This is a genomic window from Duganella sp. Dugasp78 (assembly GCF_059491455.1).
The window spans coordinates 5,870,414-5,893,470 of record NZ_CP168506.1 but is presented as its reverse complement, the minus strand read 5'-3'; the positions used below and the strand labels follow the sequence as shown (position 1 = coordinate 5,893,470).

Below are 23,057 nucleotides of genomic sequence, written 5' to 3'. Positions count from 1 at the left end.
CAAAGTAACGCCCAATAAAAAAGACAGACGGAGACGCGTTTATGAATCACTTGTTATTTCAGGTCGAGGATCGGCCCCCCCTATTCACAACCGTATTGCTGGCGGCCCAGCACATGCTTGCCGCATTGGGCGGCATCATCGCCGTGCCGCTGGTGGTGGGCGCCGCGCTCAAGCTACCGGCCGACCAGATCATCACGCTGATCAACGCCGCCTTGCTCGGCTCCGGCATCGTCACGATCATCCAGTGTAAAGGCGTAGGCCCTGTCGGCATCAGGCTTCCCTGCGTGATGGGCACCAGCTTCGCCTTCGTCGGCGCTGCCATCAGCGTCGGCCTGGAACACGGCGTTCCGGCGATACTGGGCTCCTCGCTGGCGGCGTCGGTGGTGATGATCGTCGGCAGCTACTTCATGCCGAAGATCCGCAAACTGTTCCCGCACGCCGTCACCGGCGTGGTGGTGACGATGATCGGCCTGTCGCTGGTGCCGGTGGCGGTGGACTGGGCGGCGGGCGGCCATGCGCCGGGTGCTGTCTATGGCTCGCCGCTCAATCTGGGCATCGCCGCGTTCGTGCTGGTCACGGTCATCATGTTGGTCCAATTCGGTAAAGGGATTGTATCCGCTGCGGCCGTGGTGATCGGTATGTTCATCGGCTACCTGCTGTGCGTTTCGCTGGGCATGATCGATTTCACGCAGGTGCAGAACGCGCCGGTCTTCGCGCTGCCGCAACCGCTCCACTACGGCATGACCTTCCCGGTGGCCGGCATCGTCGCGATGGCGATCGCCTACCTGGTGACGATGGTGGAAACCACCGGCACCTTCATGGCGCTGGGCGCAGCCACCAATACCAAGATGCGCGGCAAGACGCTGGCGCGCGGCATCCTGTGCGACGGCGTCGGCTCGGCCTTTGCCGCGCTGATGTCCAGCCCTCCGGTATCGACCTTTGCGCAGAACGTCGGCGTGGTGTCGTTGACGGGCGTGGCGAGCCGCCACGTGGTGGCGCTGACTGGCGTGATGCTGCTGCTGGCGGGCTTATTCCCGATATTGGGAGCGGTGGTGGTGACGATACCGCAGCCGGTGCTGGGCGGTGCGGGCCTGATGATGTTCGCGATGATCATCTCGGCCGGCGTGCAGTTGCTGAGCCATGTGGAGCATACCAAGCGTAACGGCGTCATCATGGCGGTGGCGATCGGCTGCGGCCTGGCGGTGACGGTGCGGCCGGAACTGCTGTCCAAGCTGCCGGCCTTCGTCAAGGAAGTCTTCGGCTCGGGCATCACGGTCGGCGCGCTGGTCGCGGTGGCATTGAACCTGGTGCTGCCGGAACGTCCGGTGGAATTGACCGATGACGATGAAGACGAGGATGTACCGCAGGCTTTTTTAACCTCCGAGCGTGAAGCGGCTTAAAATACGCTCGATATCAACCCAACTGTTTCCGCAGTGCCCGCGCATTGTTTCCGCAGTGTTTAACCATCATGGAACATGACTAAAACTCTACTGATCAAAAATGCGCGCGTGCTGGTAACGATGGATGACGAACGCCGTGAAATCGCCGACGGCGCCGTCTACATCCGGGACAACGTGATAGAACAAGTCGGCCGCAGCGCGGACCTGCCGCAGCAGGCCGACGAGATTATCGACGCGGCCAACCATGTGGTGATGCCCGGCCTGGTCAACACCCATCACCATATGTACCAGAGCCTGACGCGCGTGATCCCGGCCGCGCAGAATGGCGAGTTGTTTAACTGGCTGACCAACCTGTATCCGATCTGGGCCAACCTGACGCCGGAGATGGTCAACGTGTCGACGCTGGCGGCGATGTCGGAGCTGATCATGTCCGGCTGCACCACCAGCAGCGACCACCTGTACATCTACCCCAACGGCTGCAAACTCGATGACAGCATCGAGGCGGCCGGCAAGATCGGCATGCGCTTCCACGCCGCGCGCGGCTCGATGAGCGTGGGCCAGTCCAAGGGCGGACTGCCGCCGGACCGCGTGGTCGAGGAGGAGGGCGCGATCCTCAAGGATACGCAGCGCCTGATCGAAACCTACCACGACGCCGGTCGCTATGCGATGCAGCGCATCGTCGTGGCGCCATGTTCGCCGTTCTCGGTCTCGCGCGATCTGATGAAGGAAGCGGCGATGATGGCGCGCAGCTTTGGTGTGTCGCTTCACACGCACCTGGCTGAAAACGCTAACGACATTGCCTACAGCCGCGAAAAATTCAATATGACGCCCGCCGAATATGCCGAGGATTGCGGCTGGGTGGGTCACGATGTCTGGCACGCGCACTGCGTGCAGCTGGACGGCGACGGCATCTACATGTTCGGCCGCACCGGCACCGGGATCGCGCATTGTCCTTGTTCGAACATGCGGCTGGCGTCAGGCATCGCGCCGATACGCAAGATGCTCGACAGCGGCGTCCCGGTGGGCCTGGGTGTCGATGGTTGCGCCTCCAACGATTCGGGCCACATGATGGGCGAAGTGCGCCAGGCGATGCTGCTGCAACGCGTGGGCTTCGGTCCGGATGCGATGACGGCGCGGCAGGCGCTGGAAGTGGCCACGCTGGGCGGCGCCAAGGTGCTGAACCGCGATGACATCGGTGCACTCAAGCCTGGCATGGCGGCGGACATCGTGATGTTCAAGCTCGATACGATAGGGTTCTCCGGAGCGCTGCATGATCCGGTTGCGGCGCTGGTGTTCTGCACGCCGCCGAATGTCTCGTACAGCATCATCAACGGCAAGGTGGTGGTGCGTGACGGCGTGCTGTGCACGATCGATCTGCCGGTGGTGATCGAGCGGCACAACGCGCTGGCGCATCAACTGGCGCAAGCTGCGCGCTGATAGCTGCCTACATCAGCAGCGCTGAGACCAGGTCCTTCCTGGCCGGGCTGGCGTTGACGTCGAAATTGAGCGCTGCCTCGACATGGCTCAGGTGGTGCAGCATCAGCTCCGCGGCCTTGTCCGCGTCGCCCGAGCGGGCGGCGGCCAGGAAGGCGGCGTGTTCGTCGGATGAGCAGGCGGCATCGCGCTCGGACTGATACAGCATGGTGATCAGCGAGCTGCGGCCGACCAGTTCGCGCACGATTTCCTTCAGCACCTGGTTGCCCACGACGTCCGCCAGCAGCACGTGGAAATCGCCCAGCAACTGCTGCCGCATCTTCGACGGTACTTGCGACAGCGCGCTGCGCTCTTCCTTCAAATGCTTCTCCAGCATTTTGTAATCGGCCGCCTTGGCCTTGGCGGTGAACTCGCGCGCCAGCGCTGCTTCGATGATGCGGCGTGTCGCGAAGATCTCGCGCGATTCCCGCTCGCTGGGTTGGCTGACCACGGCGCCCTTGTCGGGAACCATGTTAATCAGCTTGTCCTTCGACAGGATCAGCAGCGCCGCGCGGATCTTGGTGCGACTGACCGAATACAGGCGACACAGCGCTTCTTCCCTCAGTTTGGTCCCGGGCGGCAGCTTGCGCGCCGCGATGGCTTCGGCGAGGTTGTTGGCGATGTCGTTGGCGCTGTCGGCGGCGGGTGTGGTGGACATGAGGTGGCTATGAATCTCGTAGTGTCGTTTTTTCGCCCCATCATACATGGGCTGCCGGGGATTGACTATATGGCAGTCTACACAGCGTAATCGCATTACATCTGTGTCGTCGTGAAATTATGTGGAAGCGATTCCTTTGGCTGATTGTAAAAAATCGTAGCGAATTTCACTTGTTGTTTACTGTAGTTCTGCTACATTTTATCTGGGCTGCAGCATTTCCCAAAATACAAAATATAACGACACGGAGACGAAAATGATGAAAACCTTACTGGCCGCCGGCCTGCTGGGCGGTTGCGCCCTCGCGCCTGCGCATGCCGCCTTCAACCCCGCCGACACGTCGGTGCAGATGTTCCGCTGGAAGTGGAACGACATCGCCAAGGAGTGCACCAACTGGCTCGGACCGCAGGGCTTCGGCGCGGTGCAGGTATCGCCGCCGCAGGCTTCGGCCAGCCTGGGCGCCTGGTGGGATGTGTACCAGCCGGTGAACTTCGCTTCCTTGAAAAGTAATATGGGTACCGAGGCCGAGTTCCAGGCCATGATCAACACCTGCCACACCGCCAAGGTGCGCGTGTATGCGGATGTGGTGGTCAATCATCTGGCGGCCGGTTCCGGCACCGCCACCGACGGTTCGACATGGAATTCGTCGACGCTGGCCTATCCCTTCTTCAGCTCCGGCGATTTCCATCCCGCCTGCGACATCGCCAGCGGCGACTACGGCTCGCCGGGCAATCGCTACAACGTGATGTTCTGCCGCCTGAGCGGCCTGCCGGACCTTAAGACCGACGGCTCCTACGTGCAAGGCCAGGTCAAGACCTACCTGACCAAGTTGATCAACATGGGTGTGGACGGCGTGCGCTTCGACGCCGCCAAGCATATGCAGCCCAGCGACCTTCAGGCGATCATGGGCGGCGTCACGCACACCACCACGGCTGGCGAGGCGCTGTGGATCACGCAGGAGGTGATCCCGGACAGTAACGTGGTGCGCTCCGACTACTACAGCGTCGGCACGCTGAACGAATTCCAGTACACCTTCGCACTCAAGGCCATGTTCCGCAACGAGAACGGCGCCAGCCTGTCGCAGGTGCGCGCCATCATGGGCACGCCGGGCAACTGGGGCGGCACCTGGGGCTTCGTGCCGAGCGAGAAGGCGACGGTCTTCGTCAACAACTGGGACACGGAGCGCAACGGCAGCTCGCTCGTGGCCAGCAATTACGTCTCCGGCACCACCAACGACACGCAAGGCACCAAGCGCTACGATCTGGCGAACATCTTCATGCTGGCATGGCCGTATGGTTCGGCGCAACTGCACTCCGGCTTCCGCTTCACCAATTACGACCAGGCCCCGCCGAGCGCCAGCCCGTTCGACGCCAGCGGCAACCCGCTGATCAACCAGCAGTGGGACTTCATCCACCGCTGGAGCGACATCTCCAATATGGTCGCCTTCCGCGCGGTGACGTCGGGGCAGGGCGTGGACTACTTCACCAACGGTACCGCCAACCAGATCGCATTCGGACGCGGTGCCAAGGGCTTTGTCGCGATCAACAATGAGTACTCGGCCTGGAACGCATCGCTGCAAACGCTGCTGCCTGCGGGGACCTACTGCAACGTGGTGCACGGTCAGTTGAACGCGGCCGGCACGGCCTGCACCAGCGACAGCGTCACCGTTGGCAGCAATGGCGTGATCAGCGTGAGCATCCCGGCCAATGGCGGCGCGACGGTGCCTGCGGTGGCGCTGCATATCAACCAGAAGATCGGCGGCGGTGGTGGTGCTACCTGCACGACTGTGCCGGTGACCTTCCGCGTGGCGAACGCAAATACGGTGGTGGGCCAGAACGTGTATGTGGTGGGTAATCGCGCGGAGCTGGGCAACTGGGTGCCGGGCACCAGCGATCAGCTGAATATCGAAGGCAGCGGCGCCAACGTGCCTTGGTCGCGCACCTTCCAGCTGCCGCCGTCGACCGCGATCCAGTACAAGTTCATGAAGTACGGCGTGAGCACCGTGTGGGAGAGTAACCAGTCCACCGCCAGCGGCAATCGCGAAGCAACCACGCCGGCTTGCGGCGGATCGGTCACGCTTGACGCGGGCAGCTTCCAGTTTTAATGCACGCTGGCTGGAACAGCCTTTTCCTGCTGGACGAGGATGAAGGGACTGACCACGACTGCCCACAGTTCGGCGTTGGTCTCCAGCCAGTTCGCAGCCTGCTCGTCGCTGACTTTGGCGAGCAGGCCGGCGCTCATCCACTGGCCGATGTTGGCCTTGTCGTCGTGCGAGATGCGCACGGCCACGTCGACCAGGTCCAGCGAATTGGCGACCCACACCACATTGCCGGCAGCGAAATGCTTGAGCAGTTCGGCCCAGGGCAGGCGCGCGGTCTCACGGTTTACTTTGAGGCGCAGGTCGGTGTCGTTTTCAGGTTTGGTTTGCATGATTCAGGTAATTTCGATGATCGGTACAGGGCTACCCCGCCATGTTAACCGATAGGCCGCACCTTTGCGAACATTGCCCACCAGCGCGGGGCGGAAGCAGGCCAGGTTGGTGCCGCCGTCCCGCCGCACGCTGGGATAGATGATGCCCAGCGAGCCGCCGTCCAGCAGGCGCTCGGCCAGGATCTGCGATTCGATGTAGCTGTCCGGTGCCAGGCAGCCCAGGTAGCGCGGCTGGCCGCGCAGGTCGTGGAAGGGCGCAGTGAAGTCGGCCAGCATGGTCTGGTATTGGACGCTGTCGTCGAAGCGGTTGATCTCGGCGTATTCGACGGCCTTGTGGAAGCTTACCTCTGCCAGCGCGGTTTCGACGTCGAAGGCGCAGTACCATGCGCCGCGATCGCCGCCGTTGAAGCGGCTGCCTTCAGGGCGGGCGTAGGTAAAGGCGGCGTTCACGATGCGGAAGTTCGGCACGCCGAACACCAGTTCATCCATCGTGATGCCGGCGGCGCCGCCGTTCTGCGCCTGCAGGCGGGCATTGGTGGCGTTATCCAGTTCGAACAGGTCGTGCAGGTCTTGTTCGTTGTCGGCCAGTGGCGACAGCACCGAGTCTTCGAGATCGGCGAAGCGCGAGGGCAGCAATCGGCAGGTGTCGAACTGGCGCAGCGTGGTGAGGGGTGGAATCAGGCTGACCGGCACTTACAGTCCTCCGCGGCGCGCGTCCAGCAACTGGCGCACGATCTGCATGGCGGGCAGGCCGCCGGCTGCGATGTAGGTCAGTGGCGTGCGGCCGCCGAAGATCAGGTTGGTGTTGGCAAGGCCCATCCATTCGTCGGCGAGCTTGTCGCCGTAGAGGATGTGCAGTGCCTTGTAGATGCCCAGCAGGTAGGAGATGCGCGTGATGCAGTCCACCTCCAGCGTGCGTTCCGGGTTCTTTTTCCACTCGTAGTAGGCGCTGCTGGAGATGCCGCCCAATAGCTCGCGGGCGTCGTCGTCGCGCAGCTTCCAGGCGGCGGCCAGTTTGAAAAAACCCTTGAGGGCAGCCTTGGACAGCCGTTCGCGTTCGGGCTTTGCGTTCAGGTCGACAAGAATGGTAGGCTCGAAGCGGCTGCGGGGGTAAGCGTAGGTAAGATTCATAAATCCTCCGTTGATGGAGTAGTTATACTCCTTTTCAGGATAAAAGGCAAACCAGCACAGGGAGACGGGCATGAAGTGGCTGAACCTGGCAGTGGCGGGTGTATTGGCGGTGGCGACGACGTTGGCGGGCGCGGCACCGGTGTTTACAGGCGTACAGGAACAGGTGGCCAACGTCGAGCGCGCCTTTGCCGCCACCATGAAGGCGCGCGACCACGCGGCGTTCAGCGCCTTCCTGTCGGACGAGGCGGTGTTCAGCGGCGAGGGGGCAGCGCTGCACGGCAAGAGGGCGGTGGCCGATGAATGGAAGAAGTTCTTCGTCAAACCCGACGCGCCGTTCAGCTGGGAGCCGGACGAGGTCGAGGTGCTGGCCTCCGGTACCCTGGCCAAGACGTCCGGCCCGGTGTATGCCCCGAACGGCAAGCTGATCGCGCGTTTCAGCTCGGTCTGGCGGCTGGAGGCGCCGAACACCTGGCGTATCGTGTTCGACGGGGGTACCGAAGTGTGCGGCAGCAAATGAGGATATTACTCAACTACCGAGATGCGCATTAAAAGTTTGTTTGTGGAAAGTTGGTTGGTGGGTGATTCAGGAGTGAAATTTCCTGGTTCAATCGATACAGTCCACAAGGGTTTCGAACTGGAATTGTCGGTGCAGCGAACGGTGCCAAGGGCGCCTTTGCTGGCTGCTGTCGCATAGGCCATAAGCAACTTGTTCCGATCCAATATGCGCTCTTCGCTTGGATTAATTCCCGTGGCGAATGGTAGCGGCGCTCCGCTGATAGGATTTTTGGTCGATGGTTTAACAACTTCGAGTACACCGTTCCTGGCTTGGCAGTAGATTGCTAAATCCATTTTAGGCCGATAGAGTTCCTTGCTGTTTATGTCATTGAAATACGCGAGATACTCTCCGGTATCGGAGGACTTTCTTGCGGGCCTGATGGGGAAGCTGGTCCTGATGAATTCATCAATAGACTGATTCTTGATTTTCGCGATCCTGACTTCAGGGCTGACAGAAGAACAGGCTGCGATTCCCAGCGCTAGCGAAATTAACGGAATCGAAATCAAGATACGAGATACTTTTTTCACATCTACTCCTTTTAATCCGAATGATTGATTCAGGACGCGCAGTTCAGCATCCACTGCACGCCAAACTGGTCGGTCAATTTACCGTAGTAATCGCCCCAAACCTGCATGTCCAAGGGCGTGGTGACCACGCCTTTATCCGCCAATTTGTCAAAAAGCTGCTTCGTCAACTGCCGGTCGGTCATCTGCAAGATATGTGCGGACCCTCGCATTGGCTCCGCATCATCATTATCAGAGGCGAAGAACAAAACACCGGGGCCTTCAAATCTTGCATGCATGATTTTGCCGCGCATGGACTCATTGCGAACCGGCATGCCATCTACGCCAAACCGCAACACGTCGGTAATCCGGCCCAGTCCGCACCGGGTATAAAACTCCAGCGCTTGCTCGCAAGTCGTCGTGAAGAAAAGGTAATTGGATAACTGCATCGTTCCATCCATGTAGAGAGGGGGATGCCTAGAATACCATCTTGCCAATCTGGAAAGTACGCGCATTCTCACATGGCGTCTTGGCCGTCCTTGTTCTGCATGATTTGCCGGGCCACCTGTGTCAGCAAATCCCGCAGTTGCGCCACTATGGGCTGGGCGAACGCCAGCTCGCTGCTCGTCTCTCCCGGTGCCAGTTGCTCCAGGTTCCAGCACAAATCGGCCATGCCGAAGGCGCCAGCACTCCGCGCCGACGATTTGATGCGGTGGCCCAAATCACGCACGGCCTGCATTTCGCCACGCGCCAGCGCTGCCTCCATGTCGCGTACGCCGTCCTGTGCAGTGTGCAAGAACTTGAGGGCGAATTTGCGCACCTTCTGCAGGTCGTCGCCAAACAACTCGGTCAGTACCGAGAAGTCGATCGCGGCCGAGTCGGGTCCAGGCGCGGACTCGGAGCCCGGCGCCGCTGGGCGCGGCTCTTGCGGCCCCGCCCGCAGCGTGCCTTGAGGCAGCCAGTTGGCGATGGTCTGGTACATCAACCCCGGCTGGATAGGCTTCGAAATGAAATCGTTCATGCCGGCATCAATGCAGCGCACCCGGGTGTCGATGGTGGCGGTGGCCGTCATGGCCAACACCGGCATATGGGCCAGCCGCGGGTCGGCGCGGATGCGGCGGGTCGCTTCCAGGCCGTCCATTTGCGGCATTTGCAGGTCCATCAAGACGCAATCGAAATGAGTCTGGTGCAGCAATTCCAACGCTTCGACGCCGTTGTTGGCGATGCAAACCGTGGCGCCCACTTCCTCCAGCATTTCCCGCGCAATTTGCTGATTGAAGATATTGTCCTCAACCAGCAGAACGCGGGCCACCTTGAGCGCCACCGTCGCGGCCGAGGTATGTACGCTGGCCAGCAACGCAGCGGCGGCATCGCTGAGCTGGTTAATTAGCATGGACACGGTCTTGCTCGATATGCCAAGCCGGGCCGTGAACCAGAACGTGCTGCCGACCCCTTGCTCACTGTTGACGCCGACGTCGCCGCCCATCAGCTGGGCCAGCTCCTTGCAGATTGCCAGGCCGAGGCCGGTGCCGCCATATTCGCGCGTAGTCGACGTGTCGGCTTGCTGAAACGAGATAAATAATTTGGCCATTTCCGCTTGGGACAGGCCGATGCCCTGGTCGCTCACCTCGAAACGCAGCAGGCAGCCGCTGGCGTCGCTGGCCTCCTTGCGCACCCGGATCTCTATCCGGCCCTGCTCGCTGAACTTGATGGCGTTGTTGGTGTAGTTGATGAGCACCTGTCCAAGCCGCAGCGGATCGCCCACCAGCGTCGCCGGTAAAGCGGGATCGAGATCGAACACCAGTTCCAGGTTGCGGCTGGCAGCCTTCGGCGCCACCACCGTCGTCAGCGTCTGCATCACATGGTCGAGCGAAAAGTCGATATGCTGGATTTCCAGCTTGCCGGCCTCGATCTTGGAAATGTCGAGGATGTCGTCGATGATGCCCAGCACGTGCTCGCCAGCGAAGCGGATTTTTTCCAGATAGTCACGCTGGCGTGGATCGAGCTCGGTCTTCAAGGCCAGGTAGGCCATGCCAATGACGCAGTTCAGTGGCGTGCGGATCTCGTGACTCATATTGGACAAGAACTGTCCTTTGGCCAGGCTCGCGGCCTCGGCCAGCTGCTTGGCCTGTTGCAGCTCGTTGTTCTTGGCCTCCAGCTCTTCCTCATGGCGCTTCTCGGCCGTCACGTCGTGATAAATGGTCACGAAACCACTGACCCCGCCATCTGCGCCATAGATGGGGCGCCCAACGATATTGAGCCGTACGCCGTTCGCCATGGTGCGGGTGAAATTATGGGGCTGGAATTTCAGGCAGAGTTCAATCCGGGCGGCCACCAGCTCGTCGATGGCGCCAGCCCCATAATCCCCACGCACGGCAATGTAGCGGAACACTTCGGCCATGGTGACGCCAGGATGCATCACGCCTTTCGGAAAACCCTGCACCTGGCAAAAAGCCGGATTCCAAAACCTGATGGTCAAGTCGCGATCGACTATCGTCACGCCGACCGGCATGTATTCCAGCGCGGCGGCCAGTCTGGGGAAATTCGACCTGATGAACTCATCATTTTGAATTGGCGACTCCATACGTTCCCGTTCGGCTGTAGTCCAAAATCCGCCCCGCACTCATCGGAAAGAAAGCGACCATGGGTAGCAACACGGGGATGTTCAGAATACCATCATGCCCATGTGGAAAGTACACTTATTCTCACATCCTATGCCGGCTCGGCGTGCTCCACCATCAATTGCACCTTGGTGACGCCATTGTATTCATTGGCATCGAGCCGGAAGGCGACTTTGGCGCGCTCGCCCAGCGAGTCGACGTGGCCGAACCAGATGGCGTCGTAGCGGGCGCCGTTCTTCTCCAGCAGCAGCTTGAGGTGGCGCTCCTTCAGGATGCGTTGGCTCACCACGCGGAACTCGTCGCAGAACACCGGCGGCGCGAAGCCCTGGCCCCATACCTGGCCGTCCATCAGCTCGATGAAAGCGGTGGTGTAGTAGGCATCCTCCAGCGGGCCGTCGGTTTCGATCACACGCTCCAGCTGCTGCTTGCTCAGCCACGCGCGGCCCACTTCCTCGAAGGCGGCGGCGAAGGCGTCGAAGGCGTCGGCGCGCAGCGTCAGGCCGGCCGCCATGGCGTGGCCGCCGAACTTGTCGATCAGCGACGGCGCCTTCTTGTACACCAGGTCCAGCGCGTCGCGCAGGTGGAAGCCGGGGATGGAACGGCCGGAGCCTTTGATCCAGCCGTCGGCGCCGGGCGCGAAGGTGATGGTCGGGCGGAAGAATTTTTCCTTCAGGCGCGAGGCGACGATGCCGATCACGCCCTGGTGCCACGATGCGTCGAACACGCAGATGGTGCTGCTGTTGGCCGGCTCGAACGCGTCCAGGTGCAGCAAGGCCGCATCCTGCATCTCGGCTTCGATCTCGCGGCGTTTCAGGTTGATTTCGTTGAGCTGCTGCGCCAGCTGCCATGCGCGGCCTTCGTCGTCGGTGATCAGGCATTCGATCCCCAGCGACATGTCCTCCAGCCGTCCGGCCGCGTTCAGGCGCGGGCCCAGCGCGAAACCGAGGTCGAAGGGATTGGCGTTGCGCGGTTCGCGGCCCGCCACGCGGAACAGTGCGGCCACGCCGGCGTGCATGCGGCCGGCGCGCATGCGCTTGAGGCCTTGCGCCACCAGGATGCGGTTGTTCGGGTCGAGCCGCACCACGTCGGCCACGGTGCCCAGCGCGACCAGGTCGAGCAGGTTGTCCAGCTTGGGCTGGGTCTGGGCGTCGAACACGCCGCGCTGGCGCAGCTCCGCGCGCAGCGCCAGCAGCACGTAGAACACCACGCCGACGCCGGCGATATGCTTGCTCGGGAAGCCGCACTCCGGCTGGTTGGGATTGACGATCACGCGCGCGGCCGGCAGCGTGTCGGCCGGCAGGTGGTGGTCGGTGACGACGACTTCGATGCCGCGCCGGTTGGCCTCGGCCACGCCGTCGATGCTGGCGATGCCGTTGTCGACGGTGATGATGATCTCCGGCTGCTTCTCGCGCGCCGTCAGCGCCACGATCTCCGGCGTCAGGCCGTAGCCGTACTCGAAGCGGTTCGGCACGATGAAGTCGATGTTGGCGCCCATCGCGCGCAGGCCGCGCAGCGCGACCGCGCAGGCGGTGGCGCCGTCGCAGTCGTAGTCGGCCACGATCACCATGCGCTTGCCGGCGGCGATGGAGTCGGCCAGGAACACGGCGGCGGCGCCGATGTGCAGCAGGCCCGAAGGCGGGATCATGGCCGCCAGTTCGCTCGACAGCTCCTTGGCGTCGGTCAGGCCGCGTGCGGCGTACAGACGCGCCAGCACGGGGTGGATGCCGCCCTGGCGCAGCATTTCGGACTCACGGAACGGGCAGGGGCGGATGGCGATACGGGTCATGTCAGGCTTGTTTGAGTAAGAGGTTCAGGTTTTGCTTGCGCCAGAATTTGCGCAATGAGAGTTTGCTGGTGTCCACGCTGGTCCAGCCGTTGCGGTGGCTGAGCAGCAGCGTCAGGCGGCTGATGCGGCCGTCCTGCAAGGCGGCCAGCAACGGCGCCAGCCAATCCTGCTCGATGCGCTGCAGACGCGTGATCCAGTCGGACCAGTCGCCGGTTTGCGCCGACGGTATCAGCTCGGCCAGCATCACGGTGCCCGGCTTGGCGATCAGCTGCGCGGCGGACGGCTGGCGCAGCGCGGGCGCGGCCAGCGCTTGCATCCATTCCGGGCCGCCGGCGATCGCCAGCGCCCGCGGCGCAGCGTTCAGCGGGCCGGCGCCGCCCCACAGCCAGAACGAGTTCACCGCTTGCAGGCCGCGCGCCTGGCGTGCCTCGTTGACCGGCTGTTCGTGCCACTGCATCTGGATTTCGTTTTGCAGCTTGCGGTAGCTGCGCGCGTGCTCACCTTCGGGCATCCAGTCGCTCAGGTTTTGTGTGGTTGCGGCGTCGGGCGTGGCGGTGTCCAGGCCGGACCAGTCATCGGCCCGCGCAAACCAAAGGCCGGGCGCCGCGTACAACAGGGTCTTGCCTTGTTCTTCAAAGCAGGGCCGGGCCAATTCGTAGAGCGCGCGCGATTCCGCTTCGCTCAGATGCATGGCGCGCGGGTCGGACAGCAGCAGGTGCGTGCGCGACAGCTGAATGTGCGCCGGCTGCACGATGAACCAATGGCCTTGCGCGGCCTCGGCCTGCAGGCCGCAGCCATGCATGACGGCGGTGGCCAGCGGTGTGCCGGTGTCCGGCTTATCCGGCGCGGACGCCAGGCCCAGCGCATGCGCCAGCCAGGCTTCGTGCGGCAGCAGCCGGGCCTTGGCGTTGTAGGTCTGGTATTGATAGTGTTTATTGAGAGACAACAGTGCCGCCAGGGCGGGGGTATTCAGGGCGCGCATCAGGTCGGGCGCCATCTCCGGCGGGGGCAAGGCGTAGGGCAGGGCAAGAGTGATTTCAGTCATGCCGAGATTGTAGGGCATAGCGGGCGGCGACGGGACGTTTACATGGGTTGCCGCTGCCCGACGCCGCCTTTTTTATGGGGCGGCCGTGGGGTGTTTCACCCATGACATGCTATTTATATGGCAAACTGCGGGCTCACCAAGTTTGATTCCCCTACGGAGCCCATGAGCATTATCCAGAACCTGCCCTTTGAGTGGCTGGTCGGCCTGCGTTACACGCGGGCCGGCAAGCGCAGCGGGCGCAATAGTTTTATCTCCTTTATCTCGCTTATTTCCATGGCCGGCATCGGCCTGGGCGTGGCCGCGCTGATCGTTGTGCTGTCGGTGATGAACGGCTTCCAGAAGGAAGTGACGGACCGCATGCTGTCGGTGCTGGCCCACGTCGAGATCTTCGACGCCCGCGGCTCGATGCCGGACTGGCACGCCGCCGCCGCCGAAGCGCGCAAGAATCCCGAAGTGATCGGCGCCGCGCCGTTCGCCGAAACCCAGGGCATGCTGGTGCGCGACGACGTGCTGCGGCCGGCCATCATCCGCGGCGTGCTGCCGGAGCAGGAACCCAGCGTCTCCGACGTCGTCAAGCAGACCAGGCGTGGCAGCTTCAACGCGCTGCAGCCGGGCAGCTACAACATCGTGCTGGGCATCGAGCTGGCGCGCGCGCTGCGCGTCAACCTGGGCGAGAAGGTCACGCTGGCGCTGGCCCAGGGCCAGCCCACGCCGGCCGGCGTGCTGCCGCGTTTGCGCTCGTTCACCGTGGTCGGCATCTTCGAGGCGGGCCACAACGAGTTCGATTCGGCGTTGGCCTTCGTCCACCTGACCGACGCCGAAAAGCTGCTGCGCATGGACGCGCCGGCCGGCCTTCGCCTGCGCCTGTCGGATATGCACCGCGCGCCAGAAGTGGCGCAGGACCTGAAGAACAGCATGTCGGGTGACCTGATCATGCGCGACTGGTCCAAGCTGAACGCCAACTGGTTCGCCTCCGTGCAGATCGAGAAGCGCATGATGTTCATCATCCTGACCTTGATCATCGCGGTGGCCGCGTTCAACCTGGTGTCGACGCTGGTGATGACCGTGACCGACAAGCAGGCCGACATCGCCATCCTGCGCACGCTGGGCGCCTCGCCGCGTTCGATCATGAAGATCTTCATGATCCAGGGTGCGCTGGTGGGCATCCTCGGCACTGCGCTTGGCGTGGGGCTGGGCGTGCTGGTGGCGCTCAACATCGATGTCATCGTGCCGTTTATCGAACATTTATTGGGAGTGCAGTTCTTGTCGAAGGATATTTACTACATCAGCAGTGTGCCGTCCGACCTGCGCTGGCCGGACGTGTTCAAGATCGGCGGCGTGGCCGTGGTGCTGGCCTTTGTGGCGACGCTGTATCCGAGCTGGTGGGCCGCCCGCGTGAAACCTGCGGAGGCGCTGCGCTATGAGTAATCTCGAGCCTGTGGTCCTGTCCTGCCGCAACCTGGGCAAAACGTTCACGCAAGGCGCCTACTCGGTGCAGGTGTTGAACGGTATCGACATCGACGTGCGGCGCGGCGAACGCGTGGCCATCGTCGGCGCCTCCGGCTCCGGCAAATCGACGCTGCTGCACCTGCTGGGCGGCCTCGATACGCCGACCAAGGGCAGCGTCACCTTGCTGGGCAAGGACTTCGCCAGCCTGAGCGAAACTGCGCGCGGCGACCTGCGCAACGCGTCGCTGGGCTTCGTCTACCAGTTCCACCACCTGCTGCCGGAATTCAGCGCGCTCGATAACGTGGCGATGCCGCTGATGATACGCCGCGTCAAACGCGCCGAGGCCACCAGCGTGGCGCAGCAGATCCTCGCCCGCGTCAACCTGGCCAAGCGCGTCACGCACGTGCCGGGCGAGCTGTCGGGCGGCGAGCGCCAACGCGTGGCGCTGGCGCGGGCGCTGGTCACGCAGCCGGCCTGCGTGCTGGCCGACGAACCGACCGGCAACCTCGATCACGCCACCGCGCAGACGATCTTCGATTTGATGCTGGAACTGTCGCGCACCTTGGGCACGGCCTTTATCATCGTCACCCACGATATCGAGCTGGCGCGCCGCTGCGACCGCGTGCTGCGCCTGACCGACCAAGGCCTGCACCCTTACCAGGACTGACGTCATGTGGATCGACACCCACTGCCATCTCGATGCCCATGAATTCGGCGGCGAGTCGGCCGCGCAGGCGGCGCTGGCGGGGCAGCAGGGCGTGTCGATGATCGTGATCCCGGCGGTGGAGACGGCCAACTTCCCGGTGGTGGCGCAACTGGCCGCCAGCGTGGACAATGCCTGCTACGCGTTGGGCATCCATCCCATCTACGTTCCGCATGCGGAAGAGGACGACCTGCGCCTGCTGCGCGAGCAGGTCGCCGCCGCGATGGACGACAAGCGCTTCGTCGCGCTCGGCGAGATCGGCCTGGATTTCTTCATCCCCATGCTGACCGAGCCGGCGATGCGCGAGAAGCAGATCTTCTTCTTTCGCGAGCAGCTCAAGATCGCCCGCGATTTCGAGCTGCCGGTGCTGACCCACGTGCGCCGCTCGCAGGACGTGGTGCTCAAACACGTGCGCCAGATCCGCCCCGCAGGCGGTATCGCGCATGCGTTCAACGGCAGTTTCCAGCAGGCGCAGGGCTATATTGAGCTGGGCTTCAAGCTGGGCTTCGGTGGCGCCATGACGTTCACGCGCGCGCTGCAAATCCGTCGCCTGGCGGCCGAGCTGCCGTTGGAATCCATCGTGCTGGAAACCGACGCGCCGGATATCTCTCCCAGCTGGATCCACCCCGGCCGCAACAGTCCCGACCAGATCCCCCGCATCGGCGCCGTGCTGGCGGAGCTGCGCGGCATCTCGCCCGACGAGGCTGCTGCCGCCTCCAGCACCAATGCGCGCGCAGTCCTGCCGCGTCTTTCGACGTTGCTTTTTGTCACTTAAAATTATCCGAAGTAAATTCCATCTTTGTAATTTTGTTGGTATCATTGTCATCTGGCGTAAATGTGCCGTTAATAAAAATTAATTAGCTAGGGGTAACAAAGATGAAAAAATTGCTTTATGTTATTTTGGCCGTGTTGAGTCTGAATGCCTCTGCCGCTCAGGAATTCGTTGTCAACGGTACTTTCAACGATAACGCTGGCACGCCTATGCGTACTCAAACGGGTTGGAGCGTCAGTTCGAATAATGGGTTCTTTTGGCAAAATGGTTATTGGGAAGGTGCCACCCGCGCAACCGGCTCGCTCTCGCAAAACGTCCTCGGCGCCCACGGCACCGTTCAGTTGTCGTTTGACTTCATTTCCATCGAGGGTTTCCAGTCGGTAGTTTGGAATGGCGTGACGCTGGGCACGGTGTCGGGTTCGACCGGCCTGACCCATTACAGCTACGACGTTTTGGCGACCGGCAAAGATTTGCTGACCTTCAGGGGACGGGATGATCATTCCTGGAACACGCTGACGAACGTGAGCGTGATGGCCGTCCCGGAACCCGAGACCTATGCGATGCTGCTGGGTGGGCTGGGCCTGCTCGCCGCCGTTCGCCGCCGCCAGCGCCGCGCTTGAGCGCTTTTCGCTTCACAGAAACCCGCCGCGTGCGGGTTTTTTTGCGTCTTCAGCCGCCGCGCCACGTGGTTTTTCCTGCGAAGTGATTCTTCGTCGTTGTGATATTTGGATAGATTTGGCATTTCTATAACGGTGCATAATCGTAAATTTTAATATCCAAACAACGGAGCGAAGCATGAAACCACACGCCCTCAACCGTAGCCTCGCGGCCCTGCTGCTTTTGCCAGTTATCGGTTTTGCCGAACCCAGTGAAGTTTCTGAGCGTTCCATCGATGTGCCGAAGTGCGCCACGCCGGCCGCCAAGGTTGTGTTCACCGAATTCAAATGCAAGTCGGCCGATTGCTCCTCGGGCGCCGGGCAGCAGGACCCGCGCCAGTATCGCTGGTGGGAGCGTTCCGGCAACGTCTCGCAGCCGAGCTTCACCGGCGTCGGCACCGGCATGACCGAAATGCTGGCCACCGCGCTGACCCAGACCGGCTGCTTCGACGTGCAGGAGCGGGCGGAGATGGAAGAGATTAACAAGGAGCTGGCGTTGATCGGCAAGAAGGTCGAAGCCGAGGCGGCCGATTACATGGTCACCGGCTCGATCACCTCGCTGGGCTTCGAGCAAAGCTCCACCGGCCTGGGCGGCCTGGGCTTCCTCAAGGGGCCGCTGGGTCTGCTGGCCGGCTCGGTCGACTTCAAGAAATCCAAGGTGCACATGAATATGGACATCCGCGTGGTGGACGTCAAGCGCGCCAAGATCGTCGCCTCCAAGACCTTCCAGGCCAATAACGAGAAGAACGGCTTCGGCGTGTCGGCCCTGGGCTGGGGCGGCGGCGTCGGACTGGGCGGCAACCACGCCAGCATCAGCGGCTCGCCGCTGGAAGAGGTGGCGCGCGACCTGTTGGTCAAGTCGACCTCCTTCCTGGCCGAAACCATCGCCGCCAAGAACATCACCGAGCGCGTGGCGGTCAAGTCCACCGACGTTTCGGTAAAATGATACGTGTGAAATAATGTCTTGTTGACATGCGAAATCGGCAATGATACCTTTCTTGCACCACTACCCGTGGTCATCGTTTGAACTTTAACTATCTGAAAAGGTTCTAAAAAATGAAAAAGCAAAATGAGGCAAAGCTGTTCGCATTCAAACTGGCAGAGAAAAAAGTCGCCGCTGTAAAAACCGCTCCGCAGTGGAAGACGCGCGAAGGCGCGGCATTGGCCGGCTGCTCCGGCCCTGACGCCCGCGGCCCACGCAACAACATCTCCGATACCGGCATCTGGTGCTAAGCTTCTGACCGGCCGCGCCTCGGACGCTAGCCGTCCGTCGGCGCGGTATCGGAGAACAGCCCATTCCATGACTGGCAAAATCCTGATCGTCACCCACAGCGACGACCTGCACGCGGATCTGCTGACACCCATCCTGACGGCCCGAGGCGGCGCGTTCTTCAGGCTGGACCTCGACGCCTTCCCCCGCGATTACGAACTGATTCAATCCTTCCATCCGCACGGCTGCCATGGCGAGATCCGCCACCTGCCATCGGGCGCGCGCATCGCCACCGGCGAAATCGGCGCGGTCTGGGCCCGCAAGCCCGGCGACTTCGCCTATCGCAGCGACGATCTCGGCGCACAGGAACTGGCCTACGCCCGGCTCGAAAGCGAGCAAGCCTTGTTCGGCCTGTTGTATGGCCTGGACTGCTACTGGATCGGCCATCCGCTGACGATGCGCGGCGCCATGTGGAAGGGCGAGCAATTACAGCGCGCGCAGCGCATGGGCTTTCGCATACCCGAGACGCTGATCACCAATTCGGCCGGGCAGGTGCGGCAGTTCCGCGGCCAGCTGCCGGACCGGATGATCTTCAAAGCCATGTCGACGCCGTCGTTGGCGGCGGAAGAGGTGGACGCCGACGATTGCGTCGCCGAGGGCTTGACCACCACGATCGTTGACGAAGGCATGATGGAAGCCATCGACGCCGTGGCCGAACTGCCTTGCCAGTTCCAGGGCTATATCGCCAAGCAGTACGAGCTGCGCGTGACCGTCATCGGCCGGCGCGTGTTCGCCGCCAAGATCCACAGCCAGGACGACAGCCGCACGGCAGTCGATTGCCGCGACATGTCGGCGCCCATCCGCTACGAGCCGACCATGCTGCCGCCGCAGATCGAGCAGCGCTGCCTGGACCTGGTGGCCAGCTACGGCTTGAACTTCAGCGCGCTGGATCTGATCGTCACGCCGGAAGGCGAATACGTCTTCCTCGAAAATAATCCCGCCGGACAGTTCCTCTTCATCGAGCAGCTGATCCCCGAATTCAATCTGCTGGAAACGCTGGCCAGCCAGCTGTTGGAGGAGGCAGCATGCCGCACGCACTGAACGAACATCTGCCGGAGAAAATCAAACAGCTCGAAACGTTGCGCGGCAGCCGGGTGCTGGTGATGGCCGCGTCCCAGCTGGACATGGAAATGCTGCCCGCGCTGTACCAGCAGCTGCGTGCCATCGGCCGCCGCGAGCAGCTGGACGTGGTGCTGCAATGCCGGGGTGGGGTGGTCAACGCCGCGCGCCGCATCGCGCTGCTGCTGCGCGAGTATGCGCAGCGGCTGACTTTTATCGTGCCGTTCTATTGCCAGTCGTCGGCCACGCTCTTGACGTTGGCGGCCGACGAAATCATCGCTGGCGAGATGGCCATATTCTCGCCCATCGATCCGCATCTGCAGGGCGATGCCGATGGCGGCGAGTCGGGCGCCGTATCGTCCCAGGACATCCAGCTGTTCGGCGACATGTGCGCCGCCTGGTTCGGCGCGGAGGCAGGGCAGGCGCGCGCGGAGGCCTTGGCGCTGTTGAGCGCAAGCGTGTTCCCGCCGACGCTGACGGCGTTCTACCGCACCACGCTGGAACTGCGCCAGATCGGCGAGGAGCTGCTGCGCCATCAACTGCCGCAACATGACGCCGAAGCGCGCGCGAAAATCGTCGAACACCTGATGTCAGGCTATCACTCGCACCATTACGCCATCACGGCCGACGAGCTGGCGTCGCTGGGCCTGCGCGTGCGGAGCGAGCCAAAGATCGATGACCTGACATGGGATGTCTCGCTAATGCTGCAAGCCCATATCGGCGGCGGTGCCCGGGCCTCGGTCGAGGCGCCGGTGCAGGAGGCCTTGCTGGCCACGCGCGATGGCGTGACGGTTCGCTACCGGCGGCAAGACGGATTGCTGCCACGCTGGTCGGGCACCGCATGATCGCGACGGCGGCAGCGGCATTGGTGGTGCGCTTGCTGGTCGGCGGCGTTTTCCTGCTGGCCGTCGTCGGCAAACTGCGTGCGCCGTTGCGCTTCCGCGCCAACCTGAGCGAGTCCATGGGCATGAGCGCGGACGCCGGCGCGGTGCTGGCGCCGCTCGTGATATCGGCTGAAGCGGCGCTGGCCTTCATGCTGTTCAGCGACACGCAGGCCAGGGCTATCGCGATGCCGGCCGCGTTGACGCTGCTGGTACTTTTTACGGTCTTCGTCGGCTTCAAATACGTCACCGCCGACAGCGTGCGTTGCAGCTGCTTCGGCGAGGCGGATCGTCCCTTGTCCGCCTATGACTTGCTGCGCAACGCGCTGCTGATCGTCGTCATCGCCGCTTGGCTTTATTGGCCCGCGCCTGCCGTGCGCTGGAATCCGATGCAGTGGACGCTGGCTGCCGCCGTCGCCATGGTGCTGGCGGCGGGCTTGGCCCGGCTGCACGAGCTGATTGTCCGGCTCCTCGCTTCGCGCGCCGCGCAGCCGTTGCAGGTGGGCGCGCAGGTTGCCTCGGTGATGGGACGCGTGCTCGATGACGGTACGCCGGTGATGTTGCCCGGCGTAGAGCAGGCGGTTGCGCTGCTGTTCCTGTCCAGCCGTTGCCCGACCTGCCGCAGCAAGCTGGCGGAGATCGCCGGCCTGGTGGCGCCGGCGCAAGAGGCCGGGCTGAAAATCTATTTGGTCAGCGCCGAACCAGCGTGGCGTCTACGGCGTTTTCTGACCGACGATGCGCTGCGCACCGCCACCGTACGTGTCAGCGCACGCCGCTATGCGCGGCTGAATCCGGCGATGTATGCGCCTTACTACCTGTTCATCGGCGCCTCCGGCGACTTGCAGGCGGCAGGCCTGATCGGCGACGACGACTGGCTTAGCCTGCGCGCGCAGATGGACGAAGTGGCCGCCGCATGAGCAATCCGCACCTGCAAAGGCTGGCGCTGCTGCGCGTGTTTGCGCCGCGCCTGGCCTTGGGCCTGTTGTTCATGGCGCTGACGGTGCTGGTGGAATTGAGCTATCCGAGGGCGCTGTCGTACTTCATCGACCATATCGGCTTGAAGAACGACAGCAGCTGGTTCGCGCCCTTCGCCGCGATCGTGACGGCGGTGCTGGCGCTGCAAGCGGTGGCGACCACCATGCGGTTCTACCTGTTCGAGTCGACCGGGCACATGATCGTCGCGCGCATCCGCCGCTTGCTGTATGGCGCGCTGATACGACAGCCGGTGGGCTTCTACGACAAGCACAACGTCGGTGAGCTGACCAGCCGCCTGTCGGCCGACGTCGAAATCCTGCACGACACGCTGACCATGGGCCTGGCCATCTCACTGCGCTCGCTATGCGTGCTGGCCGGCTGCGTCGTCATGCTGCTGCTGATCTCTCCGGTGCTCAGCCTGATCTTGCTGGTCTACGTGCCGTTGACGCTGTACATGGGCGATTGGCTGGGCAAGCGCGTGCGTCAGCGCTCGCGTGACATCCAGCTGCGCCAGGCCGAATGCGGTGGCGTGGCGCACGAATACTTCACCAACATCCGGCTGGTGCATGCGTTCAACCAGCAGCGCGGCGCCGGCGCCAAATATGCCGACGCCACCGCACGTGCATTGACGGCGGCCATCTCCAACACGCGCCTGGTCGCATCGTTTCGCGGCGTGTCGTCGTTCGTCATGTACCTGGCGTTGCTGGTGACCTTGTGGCTGGGGGCGCGGCGCGCATGATCGGCCAGGGCAGCTTGTCGGTCGGGGAGCTGACCAGCTTTGTGATCTACGCCGGTATGGTCACCAGTTCGTCGGGCGCGGTCAGCGATTTCTGGAGCGACTGGATGCGCACCATCGGCGCCACTGAGCGGGTGTTCGAGATTATCGAGAGCGAAGCGCAGCCTGCCCCGTCGCCTGCGCACGCTGTAACGCTGCGTGGCGACCTGGCGTTCCGCGACGTCAGTTTTGTCTACCCCGAGCGGCCGGAGAAACTGGCGCTCGACGGCGTGAGCTTCACGATCGCGGCGGGCGAGTGCGTCGCGTTGGTGGGTGCGTCGGGGGCGGGCAAGTCCACCATCGCCAGCTTGGTGCTGGGCTTTTACCAACCGCATAGCGGCTGCATCGCCTTCGACGGGGTGCCGTCGGAGCGGCTGGACGTTGCTGGCGTGCGTGAGCACATCGCCATCGTCGAACAGGAGCCGTCGCTGTTCTCCGGCAGCATCTTTGAGAACATCGCCTTCGCGGTGCCGGACCGTCCGGCGACGCGCGACGAAGTGGCCGATGCCGCGCGGCTGGCCAACGCGCACGATTTTATCGACGGCTTCCCGCACGGTTACGACACCGTGGTCGGCGAGCGTGGCGTGCAGCTGTCCGGCGGGCAGAAGCAGCGCATCGCGATCGCCCGCGCCTTGTTGCGCGATCCGAAGATACTGATCCTCGACGAAGCCACCAGCGCGCTCGATTCGGCCAGCGAGCTGCAAGTGCAGCAGGCGCTGGACAAGCTGATGGAAGGGCGCACCACCATCGTTATCGCGCATCGTTATTCGACCATTGTCAAGGCAGACCGCGCGTTGGTACTGCAAGGTGGTGAGGTTGTGCAGCAGGGCGCGCACGCGGAGCTGATCCAGCAACGTGATGGCTTGTACTTCCACCTGATGCAGAACCAGCTGACCGCTTACCGTACCGGCTGATCT

Annotated in this window: 24 protein-coding genes; 15 read left to right on the top strand and 9 right to left on the bottom strand. The window is 62.9% G+C overall.

Annotated elements, in window-relative coordinates:
* Positions 1–41: 41 nt before the first annotated feature.
* Both ACEN9O_RS26080 and ACEN9O_RS26075 read left to right on the top strand, forming a co-directional pair.
* On the top strand, positions 42–1,400 hold the full coding sequence (locus ACEN9O_RS26080) for a nucleobase:cation symporter-2 family protein (protein ID WP_495614699.1): 1,359 nt from the start codon (positions 42–44) through the stop codon (positions 1,398–1,400).
* A gap of 75 nt (positions 1,401–1,475) precedes the next feature.
* The gene (locus ACEN9O_RS26075; RefSeq protein ID WP_495614698.1) at positions 1,476–2,837 is read left to right on the top strand and encodes an 8-oxoguanine deaminase; all 1,362 of its coding nucleotides are present in this window, start codon (positions 1,476–1,478) and stop codon (positions 2,835–2,837) included.
* A 7-nt stretch (positions 2,838–2,844) separates the two neighbouring features.
* Here the strand turns inward: ACEN9O_RS26075 and ACEN9O_RS26070 are convergent, their stop codons facing one another.
* Positions 2,845–3,531 (bottom strand): GntR family transcriptional regulator, encoded by a 687-nt coding sequence (locus ACEN9O_RS26070; protein ID WP_495614697.1) that lies wholly within the window; start codon positions 3,529–3,531, stop codon positions 2,845–2,847.
* Between the two features lie 253 nt (positions 3,532–3,784).
* On the opposite strand from ACEN9O_RS26070, the gene ACEN9O_RS26065 reads away from it, so the two are divergent.
* Positions 3,785–5,632 carry a carbohydrate-binding module family 20 domain-containing protein gene (locus ACEN9O_RS26065; protein ID WP_495614696.1) on the top strand — a complete coding sequence of 616 codons (1,848 nt, stop codon included), beginning with the start codon at positions 3,785–3,787 and terminating at the stop codon, positions 5,630–5,632.
* Here ACEN9O_RS26065 and ACEN9O_RS26060 read toward each other — a convergent pair.
* The 3 genes from ACEN9O_RS26060 to ACEN9O_RS26050 are packed head-to-tail and all read right to left on the bottom strand — an operon-like array spanning position 5,629 to position 7,089.
* The gene (locus tag ACEN9O_RS26060) at positions 5,629–5,958 is read right to left on the bottom strand and encodes a DUF2288 domain-containing protein (protein WP_495614695.1); all 330 of its coding nucleotides are present in this window, start codon (positions 5,956–5,958) and stop codon (positions 5,629–5,631) included. The two genes, ACEN9O_RS26065 and ACEN9O_RS26060, sit on opposite strands and share 4 nt — an antisense overlap.
* 3 nt (positions 5,959–5,961) lie before the next feature.
* The gene (locus ACEN9O_RS26055; RefSeq protein ID WP_495614694.1) at positions 5,962–6,651 is read right to left on the bottom strand and encodes an RES family NAD+ phosphorylase; all 690 of its coding nucleotides are present in this window, start codon (positions 6,649–6,651) and stop codon (positions 5,962–5,964) included.
* Entirely contained in the window at positions 6,652–7,089 is a 438-nt protein-coding gene (locus ACEN9O_RS26050) for an antitoxin Xre/MbcA/ParS toxin-binding domain-containing protein (RefSeq protein ID WP_116990893.1), read from the bottom strand.
* 70 nt (positions 7,090–7,159) lie between these two features.
* Between ACEN9O_RS26050 and ACEN9O_RS26045 the strand changes: the two genes are divergently transcribed.
* Positions 7,160–7,606: a YybH family protein gene (locus ACEN9O_RS26045; protein ID WP_495614693.1), complete on the top strand. Its 447-nt coding sequence runs from the start codon at positions 7,160–7,162 to the stop codon at positions 7,604–7,606.
* A gap of 5 nt (positions 7,607–7,611) precedes the next feature.
* On the opposite strand, the gene ACEN9O_RS26040 is transcribed toward ACEN9O_RS26045, so the two are convergent.
* The 5 genes from ACEN9O_RS26040 to ACEN9O_RS26020 form a co-directional block, all read right to left on the bottom strand.
* Positions 7,612–8,226 carry a hypothetical protein gene (locus tag ACEN9O_RS26040; protein ID WP_495614692.1) on the bottom strand — a complete coding sequence of 205 codons (615 nt, stop codon included), beginning with the start codon at positions 8,224–8,226 and terminating at the stop codon, positions 7,612–7,614.
* The gene (locus tag ACEN9O_RS26035; RefSeq protein ID WP_495614691.1) at positions 8,202–8,597 is read right to left on the bottom strand and encodes a VOC family protein; all 396 of its coding nucleotides are present in this window, start codon (positions 8,595–8,597) and stop codon (positions 8,202–8,204) included. The genes ACEN9O_RS26040 and ACEN9O_RS26035 overlap by 25 nt, the downstream gene beginning before the upstream one ends.
* Positions 8,598–8,665: 68 nt before the next feature.
* Entirely contained in the window at positions 8,666–10,732 is a 2,067-nt protein-coding gene (locus tag ACEN9O_RS26030) for a response regulator (protein WP_495614690.1), read from the bottom strand.
* Positions 10,733–10,860: 128 nt separating this feature from the next.
* Positions 10,861–12,555 carry a single-stranded-DNA-specific exonuclease RecJ gene (gene recJ / locus ACEN9O_RS26025; RefSeq protein ID WP_495614689.1) on the bottom strand — a complete coding sequence of 565 codons (1,695 nt, stop codon included), beginning with the start codon at positions 12,553–12,555 and terminating at the stop codon, positions 10,861–10,863.
* A gap of 1 nt (position 12,556) precedes the next feature.
* Positions 12,557–13,600, bottom strand: a complete 1,044-nt coding sequence (locus tag ACEN9O_RS26020; RefSeq protein WP_495614688.1) for a hypothetical protein — start codon at positions 13,598–13,600, stop codon at positions 12,557–12,559.
* Positions 13,601–13,762: 162 nt separating this feature from the next.
* Here ACEN9O_RS26020 and ACEN9O_RS26015 point away from each other — a divergent pair, with 162 nt between their 5' ends.
* The 11 genes from ACEN9O_RS26015 to ACEN9O_RS25965 all read left to right on the top strand — a co-directional run bounded on the left by ACEN9O_RS26015 (position 13,763) and on the right by ACEN9O_RS25965 (position 23,054).
* The gene (locus ACEN9O_RS26015; protein ID WP_495614687.1) at positions 13,763–15,028 is read left to right on the top strand and encodes a lipoprotein-releasing ABC transporter permease subunit; all 1,266 of its coding nucleotides are present in this window, start codon (positions 13,763–13,765) and stop codon (positions 15,026–15,028) included.
* Entirely contained in the window at positions 15,021–15,716 is a 696-nt protein-coding gene (gene lolD, locus ACEN9O_RS26010; protein WP_495614686.1) for a lipoprotein-releasing ABC transporter ATP-binding protein LolD, read from the top strand. Before ACEN9O_RS26015 ends, lolD begins: the two co-directional genes overlap by 8 nt.
* A gap of 4 nt (positions 15,717–15,720) precedes the next feature.
* Positions 15,721–16,527 carry a TatD family hydrolase gene (locus ACEN9O_RS26005; protein ID WP_495614685.1) on the top strand — a complete coding sequence of 269 codons (807 nt, stop codon included), beginning with the start codon at positions 15,721–15,723 and terminating at the stop codon, positions 16,525–16,527.
* 101 nt (positions 16,528–16,628) lie between these two features.
* Positions 16,629–17,144, top strand: coding sequence for an FxDxF family PEP-CTERM protein (locus ACEN9O_RS26000; protein ID WP_495614684.1), 516 nt, complete (start codon positions 16,629–16,631; stop codon positions 17,142–17,144).
* A gap of 175 nt (positions 17,145–17,319) precedes the next feature.
* Entirely contained in the window at positions 17,320–18,126 is an 807-nt protein-coding gene (locus ACEN9O_RS25995; RefSeq protein WP_495614683.1) for a CsgG/HfaB family protein, read from the top strand.
* A 110-nt stretch (positions 18,127–18,236) separates the two neighbouring features.
* Positions 18,237–18,413 carry a hypothetical protein gene (locus ACEN9O_RS25990; RefSeq protein WP_495614682.1) on the top strand — a complete coding sequence of 59 codons (177 nt, stop codon included), beginning with the start codon at positions 18,237–18,239 and terminating at the stop codon, positions 18,411–18,413.
* Positions 18,414–18,480: 67 nt separating this feature from the next.
* Positions 18,481–19,491: an ATP-grasp domain-containing protein gene (locus ACEN9O_RS25985; protein ID WP_495614681.1), complete on the top strand. Its 1,011-nt coding sequence runs from the start codon at positions 18,481–18,483 to the stop codon at positions 19,489–19,491.
* Positions 19,476–20,354 carry an SDH family Clp fold serine proteinase gene (locus ACEN9O_RS25980; protein WP_495614680.1) on the top strand — a complete coding sequence of 293 codons (879 nt, stop codon included), beginning with the start codon at positions 19,476–19,478 and terminating at the stop codon, positions 20,352–20,354. The genes ACEN9O_RS25985 and ACEN9O_RS25980 overlap by 16 nt, the downstream gene beginning before the upstream one ends.
* The gene (locus tag ACEN9O_RS25975; protein ID WP_495614679.1) at positions 20,351–21,307 is read left to right on the top strand and encodes a MauE/DoxX family redox-associated membrane protein; all 957 of its coding nucleotides are present in this window, start codon (positions 20,351–20,353) and stop codon (positions 21,305–21,307) included. Before ACEN9O_RS25980 ends, ACEN9O_RS25975 begins: the two co-directional genes overlap by 4 nt.
* On the top strand, positions 21,304–22,104 hold the full coding sequence (locus tag ACEN9O_RS25970; protein ID WP_495614678.1) for an ABC transporter transmembrane domain-containing protein: 801 nt from the start codon (positions 21,304–21,306) through the stop codon (positions 22,102–22,104). The genes ACEN9O_RS25975 and ACEN9O_RS25970 overlap by 4 nt, the downstream gene beginning before the upstream one ends.
* Positions 22,080–23,054 carry an ABC transporter ATP-binding protein gene (locus ACEN9O_RS25965; protein WP_495614677.1) on the top strand — a complete coding sequence of 325 codons (975 nt, stop codon included), beginning with the start codon at positions 22,080–22,082 and terminating at the stop codon, positions 23,052–23,054. Before ACEN9O_RS25970 ends, ACEN9O_RS25965 begins: the two co-directional genes overlap by 25 nt.
* Positions 23,055–23,057: the final 3 nt, after the last annotated feature.

Coding starts and splice junctions, on each gene's coding strand:
- ACEN9O_RS25970 (WP_495614678.1), top strand. CDS start 21,304: ATGAGCAATCCGCACCTGCAAAGGCTGGCGCTGCTGCGCGTGTTTGCG.
- ACEN9O_RS26070 (WP_495614697.1), bottom strand. CDS start 3,531: ATGTCCACCACACCCGCCGCCGACAGCGCCAACGACATCGCCAACAAC.
- ACEN9O_RS25985 (WP_495614681.1), top strand. CDS start 18,481: ATGACTGGCAAAATCCTGATCGTCACCCACAGCGACGACCTGCACGCG.
- ACEN9O_RS26005 (WP_495614685.1), top strand. CDS start 15,721: ATGTGGATCGACACCCACTGCCATCTCGATGCCCATGAATTCGGCGGC.
- ACEN9O_RS25980 (WP_495614680.1), top strand. CDS start 19,476: ATGCCGCACGCACTGAACGAACATCTGCCGGAGAAAATCAAACAGCTC.
- ACEN9O_RS26035 (WP_495614691.1), bottom strand. CDS start 8,597: ATGCAGTTATCCAATTACCTTTTCTTCACGACGACTTGCGAGCAAGCG.
- ACEN9O_RS26075 (WP_495614698.1), top strand. CDS start 1,476: ATGACTAAAACTCTACTGATCAAAAATGCGCGCGTGCTGGTAACGATG.
- ACEN9O_RS25975 (WP_495614679.1), top strand. CDS start 20,351: ATGATCGCGACGGCGGCAGCGGCATTGGTGGTGCGCTTGCTGGTCGGC.
- ACEN9O_RS26045 (WP_495614693.1), top strand. CDS start 7,160: ATGAAGTGGCTGAACCTGGCAGTGGCGGGTGTATTGGCGGTGGCGACG.
- ACEN9O_RS26030 (WP_495614690.1), bottom strand. CDS start 10,732: ATGGAGTCGCCAATTCAAAATGATGAGTTCATCAGGTCGAATTTCCCC.
- lolD (WP_495614686.1), top strand. CDS start 15,021: ATGAGTAATCTCGAGCCTGTGGTCCTGTCCTGCCGCAACCTGGGCAAA.
- ACEN9O_RS26015 (WP_495614687.1), top strand. CDS start 13,763: ATGAGCATTATCCAGAACCTGCCCTTTGAGTGGCTGGTCGGCCTGCGT.
- ACEN9O_RS26000 (WP_495614684.1), top strand. CDS start 16,629: ATGAAAAAATTGCTTTATGTTATTTTGGCCGTGTTGAGTCTGAATGCC.
- ACEN9O_RS26065 (WP_495614696.1), top strand. CDS start 3,785: ATGATGAAAACCTTACTGGCCGCCGGCCTGCTGGGCGGTTGCGCCCTC.
- ACEN9O_RS26020 (WP_495614688.1), bottom strand. CDS start 13,600: ATGACTGAAATCACTCTTGCCCTGCCCTACGCCTTGCCCCCGCCGGAG.
- ACEN9O_RS26060 (WP_495614695.1), bottom strand. CDS start 5,958: ATGCAAACCAAACCTGAAAACGACACCGACCTGCGCCTCAAAGTAAAC.
- recJ (WP_495614689.1), bottom strand. CDS start 12,555: ATGACCCGTATCGCCATCCGCCCCTGCCCGTTCCGTGAGTCCGAAATG.
- ACEN9O_RS26050 (WP_116990893.1), bottom strand. CDS start 7,089: ATGAATCTTACCTACGCTTACCCCCGCAGCCGCTTCGAGCCTACCATT.
- ACEN9O_RS25990 (WP_495614682.1), top strand. CDS start 18,237: ATGAAAAAGCAAAATGAGGCAAAGCTGTTCGCATTCAAACTGGCAGAG.
- ACEN9O_RS26080 (WP_495614699.1), top strand. CDS start 42: ATGAATCACTTGTTATTTCAGGTCGAGGATCGGCCCCCCCTATTCACA.
- ACEN9O_RS25995 (WP_495614683.1), top strand. CDS start 17,320: ATGAAACCACACGCCCTCAACCGTAGCCTCGCGGCCCTGCTGCTTTTG.